Source organism: Desulforamulus hydrothermalis Lam5 = DSM 18033 (assembly GCF_000315365.1).
GTDB classification, from domain to species: domain Bacteria; phylum Bacillota; class Desulfotomaculia; order Desulfotomaculales; family Desulfotomaculaceae; genus Desulfotomaculum; species Desulfotomaculum hydrothermale.
Genome location: NZ_CAOS01000008.1, coordinates 70,905 through 83,061, shown reverse-complemented (window position 1 = coordinate 83,061; position 12,157 = coordinate 70,905). Strand labels below are relative to the sequence as shown.

The 12,157-nt window shown below is 53.6% G+C and carries 12 protein-coding genes; 11 read left to right on the top strand and 1 reads right to left on the bottom strand.

Annotated elements, in window-relative coordinates; genetic code table 11:
• The first annotated feature begins 13 nt into the window (after window positions 1-13).
• The 3 genes from DESHY_RS05635 to DESHY_RS05625 all read left to right on the top strand — a co-directional run bounded on the left by DESHY_RS05635 (window position 14) and on the right by DESHY_RS05625 (window position 1,670).
• Window positions 14-406, top strand: coding sequence for a hypothetical protein (locus DESHY_RS05635; protein ID WP_008411101.1), 393 nt, complete (start codon window positions 14-16; stop codon window positions 404-406).
• A gap of 24 nt (window positions 407-430) precedes the next feature.
• A complete protein-coding gene (locus DESHY_RS05630; protein WP_008411099.1) occupies window positions 431-625 on the top strand; it encodes a hypothetical protein in 195 nt (64 codons plus the stop codon).
• A gap of 79 nt (window positions 626-704) precedes the next feature.
• Window positions 705-1,670, top strand: coding sequence for a hypothetical protein (locus DESHY_RS05625; protein ID WP_008411098.1), 966 nt, complete (start codon window positions 705-707; stop codon window positions 1,668-1,670).
• On the opposite strand, the gene DESHY_RS05620 is transcribed toward DESHY_RS05625, so the two are convergent.
• The gene (locus DESHY_RS05620) at window positions 1,652-2,602 is read right to left on the bottom strand and encodes a L,D-transpeptidase family protein (RefSeq protein ID WP_008411096.1); all 951 of its coding nucleotides are present in this window, start codon (window positions 2,600-2,602) and stop codon (window positions 1,652-1,654) included. The two genes, DESHY_RS05625 and DESHY_RS05620, sit on opposite strands and share 19 nt — an antisense overlap.
• 227 nt (window positions 2,603-2,829) lie before the next feature.
• On the opposite strand from DESHY_RS05620, the gene DESHY_RS05615 reads away from it, so the two are divergent.
• The 8 genes from DESHY_RS05615 (at window position 2,830) to DESHY_RS05580 (ending at window position 12,145) form a co-directional block, all read left to right on the top strand.
• A complete protein-coding gene (locus DESHY_RS05615; protein ID WP_008411094.1) occupies window positions 2,830-4,860 on the top strand; it encodes an SH3 domain-containing protein in 2,031 nt (676 codons plus the stop codon).
• A 171-nt stretch (window positions 4,861-5,031) separates the two neighbouring features.
• A complete protein-coding gene (glmS, locus tag DESHY_RS05610; RefSeq protein WP_008411093.1) occupies window positions 5,032-5,466 on the top strand; it encodes a methylaspartate mutase subunit S in 435 nt (144 codons plus the stop codon).
• Window positions 5,467-5,479: 13 nt separating this feature from the next.
• The gene (glmL, locus tag DESHY_RS05605) at window positions 5,480-6,868 is read left to right on the top strand and encodes a methylaspartate mutase accessory protein GlmL (RefSeq protein WP_048817918.1); all 1,389 of its coding nucleotides are present in this window, start codon (window positions 5,480-5,482) and stop codon (window positions 6,866-6,868) included.
• Between the two features lie 31 nt (window positions 6,869-6,899).
• A complete protein-coding gene (locus tag DESHY_RS05600) occupies window positions 6,900-8,351 on the top strand; it encodes a methylaspartate mutase subunit E (RefSeq protein WP_008411089.1) in 1,452 nt (483 codons plus the stop codon).
• Between the two features lie 25 nt (window positions 8,352-8,376).
• On the top strand, window positions 8,377-9,627 hold the full coding sequence (locus DESHY_RS05595; RefSeq protein WP_008411087.1) for a methylaspartate ammonia-lyase: 1,251 nt from the start codon (window positions 8,377-8,379) through the stop codon (window positions 9,625-9,627).
• Between the two features lie 3 nt (window positions 9,628-9,630).
• Complete coding sequence (locus DESHY_RS05590) at window positions 9,631-10,608, top strand: 2-hydroxyacyl-CoA dehydratase family protein (RefSeq protein ID WP_008411085.1); 978 nt, start codon at window positions 9,631-9,633, stop codon at window positions 10,606-10,608.
• A gap of 5 nt (window positions 10,609-10,613) precedes the next feature.
• Window positions 10,614-11,372, top strand: coding sequence for an acyl-CoA dehydratase activase (locus tag DESHY_RS05585; RefSeq protein ID WP_048817917.1), 759 nt, complete (start codon window positions 10,614-10,616; stop codon window positions 11,370-11,372).
• Between the two features lie 26 nt (window positions 11,373-11,398).
• Window positions 11,399-12,145: an MBL fold metallo-hydrolase gene (locus DESHY_RS05580; RefSeq protein WP_008411082.1), complete on the top strand. Its 747-nt coding sequence runs from the start codon at window positions 11,399-11,401 to the stop codon at window positions 12,143-12,145.
• Window positions 12,146-12,157: the final 12 nt, after the last annotated feature.

Here is a 12,157-nt window from a genome sequence, read left to right as displayed (position 1 = left end):
GGGGGGGCATTATATGACATTACCCCGGGGAATGCGTTCTTTGCTTGCTTATTTCCCCTCCAGCACCAGGGCGGAGGCGGCTGTGCAGGAACTTAAAGGAATGGGCATTAACGATGTATCTCTGGACAGGGTATCCAGGTACGGTGTAACTACTGACGCTGCGCTGAACAACCCGGTCAACAATGCCGAAACTGCCACCGGTTTAACGATGTTCTCCGCCCATACCAGCCGGCTGACGGATACGGATGCCCGGGTTTTAACGGCCGCTGACCCGTCTAATTATGCCATGGCCGCAGACAATTACGGAACTGCCGGGGGCAAGGCTTTTCTGGTAACCGTGGTTACCACTGACAAGTTGGGTGAGCAGGCAGCCCGGGTATTGAAAAAACACGGCGGCTCCCTTTAACCGGCTGTGGCAAGGAGGGCAAGCATGGAAAAGGAACAGGTGAAAAAACTTGTGCAGGCAACATCACCCGGGACAGCTGTGGCCGAGAATGTATTTACAGAACGGCAAACCGCTGTCTTTCAGTCCAAGTATATTGACAGTTACGATGAAGCACTGGAATTGCTGGAAAAGCATGATATCACCGGCGGTAAAGGCAAACACAAATGGAAACATCGCTAGGGGCACAGCCCCTTTTTTGTTTGCAGTTTATTTTTTTTGGTTACAATGATGTTAAAGGTAGTTACCGGAGGTAATTTTTGTGAAAAAGGTAGTCAGTGTCAGTCTTGGTTCATCCAAGCGCAATCATATGGTCCGGGTTACCCTGTTGGGTGAGGAATTTGAAATCAGCCGTATTGGTACGGACGGCAGTATGGACAAGGCTATGTCAATATTAAAAGAACTGGACGGGCAGGTTGATGCCATCGGGCTGGGGGGAATTGACGTTTATTTGCAGGCCGGCCATAACCGCTATATTTTGCGGGACGGTTGGCGGCTGCTGCAAACAGTTAAACATACACCGGTGGTTGACGGCAGCGGGTTGAAAAACACCCTGGAAAGGCAGGCGGTAGCCTATTTGGTGCGGCAGGGCTTGCTGCAACAGGGTACCAGGGTGTTGCTGGTTAGTGCCATGGATCGTTTTGGCATGGCAGAAGCATTGGCAGAGGCAGGTTGCTGCCTTACCCTGGGCGATTTAATGTTTGCCCTGGGTATCCCCATCCCGCTGCGCAGTTTGGACAAGCTGCAGACAGTGGCCGCCAAACTGATGCCTATTGTAGCAAGATTGCCCTTTCACTTAATATATCCCACCGGCCGGCAGCAGGAAAAACAACGCCCGGACGGCGAAAGCAGGTTTGCTAAATATTACCTGGCAGCAGACGTGGTGGCAGGAGATTACCATTTAATCCGCAAACACTTGCCTAACAGACTTAACGGACAACTGATACTAACCAACACCACCACCCGTGATGATGTGACGGAATTAATGGAGTGCGGCGCCGGCCTGCTGGTGACCACCACGCCGGAATGGCAGGGCAGAACCTTTGGCACCAATGTTATGGAGGCGGTTTTTGTGGCTTTGTTAAATAAGCCCTGGCCGGCCGTAACGGTGGCCGAGTATAACGCGCTGCTGCAGCAGCTTAACTGGCAGCCGAAAATTGTTAAACTGAGACCGGCACTCAGCGAGGGGGCCGGCCGGGTTAATCAACCTTACAATCCTAAAGCCTGATACATGTGGCGGTCCACACAGTTGTCCGGCGGCAACCCGTTGGCTTGACGGAATTTTTTAACCGCTGCTTCCATACCGTAACCAAATATCCCGTCCACTTTACCATCGTAATAGCCCAACCTTTTTAAAGTGCGCTGTACTTCATAAACATCCGAGCCCCGGTCGCCCCGTACCAACCTGTTGTGCCCTTGTCCCGGCACGCCGAAAGGACTGCCCACAATATACACAGGAGTACCCCGGGGCACCCAGGGATACAGCTGCTCAACACTGGAGTTGTGCATGCGGATGCAGCCATGGCTGGCGTAACTGCCGATAGAAAAAGGTTTATTGGTACCGTGGATACCGTACATACCCCAGGGTACATTTAGCCCTAACCAGCGGCTGCCAAAACCGGTGCCCCAGTTGACAGCTTTATGGGTAATTTGCCAGGTTCCCACCGGCGTGGGGGTAGCGGGTTTCCCACAGGCCACGTTGAATTGCTGATATGGTTTGCCATCCGCCATGACGGTCAGCTTGCGTTTGGTGGTATCCACAATAATTGCTATCTTGCCTGCCGGCGGCGGCACTTTTTCTGTGCCGGCCACCGGTTTTTCGATTAAAAGGGCCAGTTTGTGCCAGATCTCCCAGTCTACCACAGCGTTGTCCGGCAAACCATGTTCCTGCTGAAATTTTTTTACCGCCTGTTGCGTAAGGGGGCCGTAAATGCCGCTCAAAGGACCGTAATAATATTGCAAAGCCTTTAATTCAGCCTGGAGATTTTTTACGTCATCTCCCTGCAAGGGAGGGGTACTGGGGATTAGTATGCGATCCTGGTCTTCGTTTAGCGGGCAGCATTGGATGGCAGTTGTCTGGGCTGCACAGGGGAGGTGAGGAAAAAGCAGTAATATAATTAAACCTAAAATACCGGTTAAAATTTTCTGGCGTCCTGTCAAAGATAATCCCCCCGTAAATTAATAGGTCGTGTTATAAAAAATATTTACTTTTGCCAGGCGGCTTATGCGTCATGCATAGTATGCCTCGTTAGCTTCAGCTAAAAACTTGACGCATTTAATTACATCTTCCAACTTTTACCGAAAATGGATGTAACAAAATTAAGAGGTTTTTCGTCAATTAAGTAGAAAATTTTTTAGGTGACTATTTTAGCAAACGGTGGTGGATCATGACATTCAACATGGGCAAGCGATTTCTTCAGTACACCATTCTGGCAGGATTTTTTGTTTTTTGGCTGATTGGCATGGTTGGCTCGGCTGAGGCAGCCTGGCTGGCTACTGTCAAGGCGGACAAGCTCAATTTAAGAAGCGGTCCGGGCACCCATACGGCGCTGTTGGGACAAGTAAATAAAGGAGATAAATTGCCCGTTCTTACAAAGAGCGGTGATTGGTATCAGGTTCAGGTGGGCGGTAAAGCAGCCTGGGTAGCCGGCTGGCTGGTAACAGTTGAGGATACCGGCACGGTATCCCGGGGAACTGCCAGCACCGCCGTCCAGGGCAAAGTGGCTGTGGTTACCGCCGATACACTTAACATCAGAAGCGGCCCGGGTACCAACTACAGCATTGCCGGCCAAGCCAAAAAGGGTGAACAATTATCTGTTCTTGCCCAAAACGGTGATTGGGTAAAAGTGCAGGGGGCCGGCACCACCGGCTGGGTAGCCAACTGGCTGGTGAAAGTGCAAAATGCAACTGCTGCAGCGGCGTCTAAACCTGCCACCACGTCAGCAAACAGCGGCAAGGTGGCTGTAGCAACCGGCGATATCCTTAATATAAGAAGCGGCCCCGGCACCGGCTACAGCATTGTGGCGAAAGTAAAAAAGGGTGACCTGATGTCTGTCTTAGGCCAGAACGGCGATTGGGTAAAAGTACAGCTGGGTGGTACCGTCGGTTGGGTGGCCAACTGGTTGGTAACAGTCCAAACCACCCAAAACACACCAACCGGTAGTACTGCTGCGCCTGCCCAGACTACCCCGGCCACCGGCACGCAGCTGGCCGTTGTAAACGGCGATAACATTAACCTGCGCAGCGGGCCGGGCACCCAGCACAGCGTTGCCGGGCAAGTCAGCCGGGGGGTGCGCCTGCCGGTGGTCAGCCGCTCCGGCGACTGGGTTCAAGTGCGGCGGGAAGACGGAACAACCGCCTGGGTGGCAGGTTGGCTGGTTTCTTATGTGAGCCAGCCGGAGCCGCAGCCGCAGCCCTCTAATGATAAGAGCTGGCTGCCGGGTACACAGCCTGCTGCTGAGCCGGCCGGCAACCAGGGAGCCGGTGAAGGTACTGAAAAGGATTATGTGCCGCAGGCTAAACTGCTGGATGTTCAAATTTCCGAACAGCAAGGTCATACATACATTAATATTGTTTGTGACCATAACATCCAATATAATACCTTCACTTTATCCAACCCCTACCGCTTTGTGGTTAATTTAATGGACATTCAGCTGGCTGATACACCCGCTGCAATAGCGGCCAACACCGAGTTGGTGCAGCAAATCAGAACCGGCTACGATAAAGAGCCTTATGTTTCCCGCCTGGTGGTGGATTTAAAAAAGCCGGCCCGGGTGACCGTAAAAACAGCCGCCGATAAAAAATCTATTACCCTGGAAATTACTAAGATTTCTTACAGTGACGGGCTGGCGGGCAAAAAAATCTTTTTAGATGCCGGGCATGGCGGTTATGATAACGGGGCTTCCGGCAAAAACGGCTTAAAAGAAAAGGATGTCAACCTTGATATTACCTTGAAAGTTGCAGATATCCTGCGCCAACAGGGTGCCAATGTTTTCTTGAGCCGGTCGGAAGATATTTATGTGGACTTGTATGAACGAACCCGTTTGGCCAACGAACTGAGTGCGGACATTTTTGTCAGCATACACAGCAATGCCAACCCCAATACAGCCATTGGCGGCACCTCTACCTATTACTATGCACCTTCCACCATGCCGGCCTTGTATGACCAGCGGGATGACCGCCGGCGGCTGGCCGAGGATGTGCAAAGGGAACTGGTAAGTGCTTTGGGGCGTCGGGACATCGGCGTGCTGCAGGCTAACTTTGCGGTACTGCGTACCAGCCTGATGCCCAGTATCCTGATTGAAACAGCCTTTATTTCCAACGCCGAAGAGGAAGCGCTGCTTGCTGCACCCGACTTCCGGCAAAGGGCGGCGGAAGCTGTTGCCAGGGGTATTAGTTCGTATTTCAGCGGTCAATAGATTAGGGTCAGACCTCTTTGGGAAGTCTTGCCAAAGGGGCTGACCTTTAAATTTTTTTATGATAAAAGGAGGAACAATTTCCAAAATAGGAGAAACTAAAACAAATCCTTAGCTTTTAAGTTGAAACTTGAAATTGCCCTGGAATTAACAACAGGTGGGGGGGTCTGCCGTTTGGAAGCAGCAAAAAAACAGTTTACTTTAGTATTGGGAGTTATCGGGGCGGACGTTCATGCGGTGGGAAACCGCATCCTGGAATATGCTTTTACTGAGGCAGGTTTTAAAGTGGTAAATATAGGCGTTATGGCGTCCCAGGAAGAATTTATTAATGCTGCGGTGGAAACCAATGCGGATGCCATTTTAGTTTCTTCTCTCTACGGCCACGGCGAAATTGACTGCCGGGGTTTGCGCGAAAAGGCCATTGAGGCGGGTATTGGCAACATTAAAATGTATGTGGGCGGCAACCTGGTGGTGGGAAAACAAGACTGGGCCGAAGTGGAGAAAAAATTCCTGGCCATGGGTTTTGACCGGGCTTATCCCCCCGGCACCATGCCCCAGCAAGCCATTGATGATTTGTTAAAGGATTTTGGCGTTGCCCAGCAGCCTTAAAGGGGGAACCGGCATGGAACTGGCCCTGTTGATTGACTTTGGCAGTACCTATACCAAAGTTACGGTGGTTGATGTGGTGTCAGCTGAAGTGGTGGCCACCGCCAAGGGTCTTACGACGGTGGAAACCGGCATCTTGGAGGGGTTGGAGCAGGCCCTGGAGGAGATCAAACCTCACTTTGCGGGTGACCTGCCGCAGTTTCAGCACCGCTTGGCTTGCAGCAGTGCCGCCGGCGGGCTGCGCATGGTGGCCATCGGGCTGGTTAAGGAGCTGACTGCTGAAGCTGCCCGGCAGGCTGCCTTGGGAGCGGGGGCCAGGGTGCTGGGGGTGTATGCTCACCGGCTGACAGCAGCCGAGGTGGCGCAAATCGATGCCAACTGCCCGGATATTATCCTGCTGGCGGGCGGTACGGACGGCGGCAACAGTGATACCATTCTGTATAATGCCAGGATGCTGGCCGGGGCCCGGTGCGGCAATACCATTATTGTGGCAGGCAACAAGTCTGTTGCCCCGGAAGTGCGGGACATCCTGGCGCAGTCCGGTAAAGACGTGCGGCTGACGGAAAATGTGTTGCCTGAGTTAAATAAATTAAATGTAGAACCGGCCCGGGAAACCATCCGCAGAACCTTTTTGGAAAAAATAGTCGAGGCCAAGGGACTGCGGCAGGCGGCAAAGTATATTCAAGGCGTGCTGATGCCCACACCGGCAGCGGTACTGCAGGCTGCGGAGCTGCTGGCCAAAGGCACCCCCGAGGAGCCCGGCTGGGGCGAACTGGTAATCGTGGACATCGGCGGTGCCACCACGGATGTTCATTCCCTGGCGGCCGGGCATCCCAGCCGCTCCGGCGTAACATTTAAAGGGTTGCCGGAACCCTTTGCCAAGCGTACGGTAGAAGGTGACCTGGGCATGCGGGTCAGTGCTTTGTCGCTGCTGGAAACGGTGGGTGCCAAGCAACTGGCGTCCTATGCCGGCGTGACGGAAGAAGAAGTTATCTCCTATGTTCGTATGGCCCACGATCATGTGGCGCTGCTGCCGTCCGACCACAACCAGCGGCGAATTGACACCGCCATGGCCCGTCTGGCCGTTGATTTAGCCATGGAGCGGCATGCCGGCACCCTGGAAACCGCCTGGACCCCTATGGGTGCTATGTATATACAGCATGGCAAAGACTTAACTCAGGTGCCTTATCTGATTGGAACCGGCGGGGTTATTGTGCATCACCCCAATGCCAAAGAAATATTGCAGGGGGCGTTGTTTAAACAGGAGCAGCCCACTGTGCTGCGGCCGCAAAACCCCCGGATGATGCTGGACAAAGAGTATATTCTGGCGGCTGTTGGTTTGCTGGCGGAGGTTAATGCCACCGCCGCCCTGCGGCTGGCCAAGAAATATATTGCGAAAATATAATGCCTTTGGCTATGGAAGGAGTGGCTAACACTTGCAATTGGCCAATAAAAAACTGGATTGGGATGAATTTTTGCACATACGACAGGAAGTTTTAAATACCTGGCCCACCGGACGGGAAGTAGACCTGGCGGAAGCGGTGGCGTACCAGTCTGGGATTCCTGTGTCCCGCCGGTTTGCCGAAAAGCTTGCTCAGGCCAAACAGGAAAAACTTACGTTGGCCCAGCCCCGGGCCGGCGTTGCCCTGGTTCATGAACATATTGAATTGCTGCGCTATTTGCAGGATGAGGGAGGCGCCGACCTGCTGCCCACCACCATCGACAGCTATACCCGGCAGAACCGTTACCAGGAAGCCCAATCGGGCATTGAAGAAAGCCGTTCGGTGGGGCGTTCCATGCTGAACGGTTTCCCGGCGGTAAACCACGGCGTGGCCGCCTGCCGGGAAGTGACAGAGGCATTGACGGTACCGGTGCAGGTGCGTCATGGCACGCCGGATGCGCGGCTGTTGGCTGAAATTACGCTGGCAGGCGGTTTTACCGCCTATGAAGGCGGGGGCATTTCTTATAATATTCCTTATGCCAAGGATGTACCTTTGGAGCGGTCGATTCGGGATTGGCAGTATGTGGATCGTCTGGTAGGCTACTATGAGGAACAGGGCATTTCTATTAACCGGGAGCCCTTCGGCCCCCTGACCGGTACCCTGGTGCCGCCCTGTGTTTCCCACAGCGTAGCAATTATTGAAGCTTTGCTGGCAGCCGAACAGGGGGTTAAAAGCATCACCCTGGGTTACGGCCAGTGCGGCAACCTGACCCAGGATGTGGCGGCGGTACGTTCCCTGGAAGAACTGGCCGATGAATATTTAAACCGTTTTGGTTATCACAATGTAGTTATTACCACAGTTTTTCACCAGTGGATGGGCGGTTTTCCCCAGGATGAAAGCAAGGCTTTCGGAGTGATCAGTTGGGGAGCAGCCACTGCTGCCCTGGCCAAAGCCACCAAAGTAATTGTCAAGACACCCCATGAGGCCCTGGGTATTCCTACCAAAGAGGCCAATGCCGCCGGCATTCGCGCTACCAAACAGGTGCTGAACATGTTGAAGGATCAGCCGCTGCCCGAATTTGAGGATCTCCGGCAGGAAAAAGAGTTAATTAAGGAAGAAACCAGGTCTATCCTGGAGAAACTGCTGGATTTCGGTGACGGCGACATCGCCCTGGGCACTGTACGGGGATTTCAAGCGGGCATTATTGATGTGCCCTTTGCGCCCAGCCGCTATAACGCCGGTCGGCTGCTGCCGGCCCGGGATCATCAAGGGGCGGTGCGCTTATTGGATTTTGGCAACTTGCCCTTCCGTGAAGATATAAAAGAAATTCATCGGGAGAAAATAAAACAAAGGGGTCAAACGGAAGGCAGGGATCCCAGTTTTCAAATGGTAATTGATGATATTTATGCCATCGGCAAAGGTATGCTGGTAGGAAAACCCAGGTAAGAAGAAGCAAGAGGAGAGACAGCACATGAAAATTACGGCTGCAGTTGTATCGCCGGGATTAACCGGCTTTTATTTTGATGACCAGAAGGCCATTAAATTGGGGCGGCGGCAGGACGGCTTTGCCTATCTGGGTGAGCCGGTCACTCCTGGTTTTGCTGCGGTGCGCCAGCGGGGCGAATCCATATCTGTGATGCTTTTGCTGGAGGACGGTACGGTGGCCTACGGTGACTGTGCGGCGGTGCAGTATTCCGGCGCCGGCGGCCGGGATCCCCTGTTTCTGGCGGCAGACTTCATGCCTTTTTTAGAACAAGAGCTGCTGCCCGGCTTAATTGGCCGCGAAGTAACCGGGTTCCGGCAACTGGCGGAGGAATTTGACCGCCGGCAGGATGCCCGGGGCAACCGCCTGCACACAGCCATCCGCTACGGCGTAACCCAGGCTTTACTGGATGCCGCTGCCCGCGTGGCACGCTGCACCATGGCCGAGGTGGTGGCCCGGGAATATAACTGCCGGCTGGTTGATAAACCGGTGCCGATTTTTTGCCAGACCGGGGATGAGCGTTACACCAATGCGGATAAAATTATTATCAAACGGGCGGATGTGCTGCCCCATGGTTTGATTAACAACGTTCAAGAAAAATTGGGTCATCAGGGAGAAAAACTGTTGGATTATGTTGCCTGGCTCAGGGAGCGTGCTTTCCGGTTGGGCGGCGAAGACTACCGGCCCGTTTTACATATAGATGTTTACGGCACCATCGGACAGGCCTTTGCAGATAAGGCAGACCGCATGGCTGACTACCTGGCGAGGTTAGAGCTGGCCGCGGCCCCCCTGCAGCTGCGCATTGAAGGCCCTGTGGACCGGGGCAGCAAACCGGCGCAAATGGAAGCCCTGGCCGAACTGTGCCGACTGCTGGAAAGCCGGGGCTGCGGCGTGCAGGTTGTGGCTGATGAGTGGTGCAATACCCTGGAGGATATTCGGGAATTTGTGGATGCCGGAGCCGGCCATATGGTGCAAATCAAAACCCCTGACCTGGGCGGCATTAATAATACCATTGAAGCGGTTCTGTACGCCAGGGAGCGGGGCATCGGGGCTTATCTGGGCGGCACCTGCAACGAAACCGACCGCTCCTCACAGGTTTGTGTGCATATCGGCCTGGCTACCCGGCCGGATCAGATACTGGCTAAACCGGGCATGGGTGTGGACGAGGGATTAATGATTACCTATAATGAAATGAGCCGCACCCTGGCACTGCTGCGAGCCAAGGGGGTATTTGCCTAAAGCATGCAAAAAATCGGCATGACCACAACAATACCGGTAGAAGTAATTTACGCCGCCGGGATGATACCGGTGGATCTCAATAACATTTTTATTACTGACGAAAACCCCCAGGCGTTAGTGGAAGAGGCAGAACTGGCAGGCTACCCGCGCAACCTGTGTGCCTGGATTAAAGGGCTCTACGCCACTGCCCTGCGCCACCGGGAGATTAACACCATCGTGGCTGTTACCCAGGGAGACTGCAGCAATACCCATGCCTTAATGGAAACCTTGGAACTGGCCGGGGTCAGAGTAATCCCTTTTGCTTTTCCCTTTGACCGGGATTATGATTTACTCAAGCTGCAAATTGAAAAACTGATTGAAGCCTTGGGCACCACCTGGACAGAAGTTTGCCGGACCAAGGAAAGGTTGGACCGGGTGCGGCAGAAGGTGCATGAAATTGACCGTCTTACCTGGCAAGGGGATAAGGTCAGCGGCTGGGACAACCACCTTTTTCAGGTTTGCTGCAGCGATTTTGAAGGCGACCCGGAACAATTTGCCGGCCGGGCGGATGCTTACCTGGCCGGCTTACCACACAAACAACCCGTTAAAAGCGGCCTCAGGCTGGCCTATATCGGGGTGCCGCCCATTGTGGACGATCTATATGATTATTTGGAGGAACGGGGCGCCAGGGTGGTTTTTAATGAAGTACAGCGGCAGTTTACCATGCCCTTTGCGGTGCGGGATATTGTGGAGCAGTACAGAATGTATACTTATCCATACGGTATTTTTTACCGCCTGGAAGATATCAGCCGGGAGCTGGAGCGGCGGCAGGTGGACGGGGTGATTCATTATGCGCAGAGTTTTTGCTACCGGCAGATTGAAGACTTAATAGTACGGCAAAAATTAAAATACCCCATACTCACCTTAGAAGGGGATAAGCCCAATAAGTTAGATGCCCGTACCCGCATGCGGCTGGATGCCTTTTTAGACATGTTGAGGTGATCATTTTGATCTGCGGTATTGATTTAGGCAGCCGGCACGTCAAGGTTGCTTTGCTGGCGGCTGACGGCAGCCTGCAGCTGCACAGATATGATACGGTATCTTTCTACCGGCAGCATGGCCGCAGTGTGGCGGGACAGCTGCAGGTGGATTTGGCCGCCTTGGGTCTGGGGCGGCCGGAACGGCTGGTGGCCACCGGCTACGGCCGGCAGACCATTAACCTGCAAGGAGCGGCGGTTATTCCGGAAATTAAAGCCCATGTGCTGGGCGCCATGTACCAGACCGGACTTGAAGATTTTACCCTGTTAGACCTGGGCGGCCAGGACAGCAAGGTGGTGCTGGTGTCCCGGGGGAAAATGATTGATTTCCAAACCAATGACAAGTGTGCCGCCAGCACCGGGCGTTATTTAGAAAACATGGCTGCGGTGCTGGATATGACGATGGAGGAACTGGCACGCTATGATGAACACCCGGTGGATTTAAACTCCACCTGTGCTATTTTCGGTGAAACCGAGTTGATCGGCAAGGTGGTGGAGGGACATCCGGTTTCCTCCCTGGCGGCCGGCGTTAATTATACTATTTTCAAGCGAATGAAACCCATGCTGACCAAACTCCTGAGCGACACCATCGTTTTTACCGGTGGGGTTGCCCATAATCAAGCTCTGGTCAAAATTATTGCCACGGAGATGAAAGTGCCTGTGGTGGTGCCGGATCATCCCCAGTATAACGGCGCCATCGGGTGCTGCCAATATGCTTTAAACACTTAAGACAACACCACCGGAGGTGCAACCAATTGAAACTAACCGTGCTCGGTTGCTGGGCCCCTTATCCCAGAGTCAGCGGTGCCTGTTCGGGTTATTTGCTGCAAGAAAATAACCGCAACCTGTTGCTGGATGCAGGCAACGGAGTATTGAGCCGCCTGCTGCAGCACATTGACATTCAAGAGCTGGATGCAGTTTTGCTGAGCCACTTGCATCCGGATCATTTGATGGATATATATGCACTGCGCCATGCCATTGAAGCTGCCATCCGGGAAGGACGCATGGACAAACCAATCCCTTTATACCTGCCCAACGGGCCGGCAGAGGATTTTGACCGCATTACAGGTTTCACCAATGCCTTTGTCATAAATGTTATTGACCGGCTGCCCGAACCCAGGGAGGTACATGTGGCCGGCTGCCGGGTTAAATTTGTGCCCGCCAAGCACAATTTGCCTGCTTACAGCATGTTGCTTGAGGGCAGCAAAAGGTTTGTCTATTCCGGCGATACCGCCTATCAGGAAGAACTGATTAAGCTGGCTGCCGGGGCCGATTTATTTTTATGCGAAGCCAGCGGGCTGGACAGTGACATGAATTACCTGCAGGAAAACCACCTGACGGCCCGGCAGGCCGGTGAACTGGCCCGGGCCGCCGGGGCAAAAAGGCTGGTCATTACCCATTTTTATCCGGAATATGTTTTGTCTTTGCTGCAGCGGCAGGCGGCGGAAGGTTTTGGCCGGCAGGTGGAACTGGCCCGGGAGGGAGCCACCTTAGAGGTGTAATGAGGGGGGTAA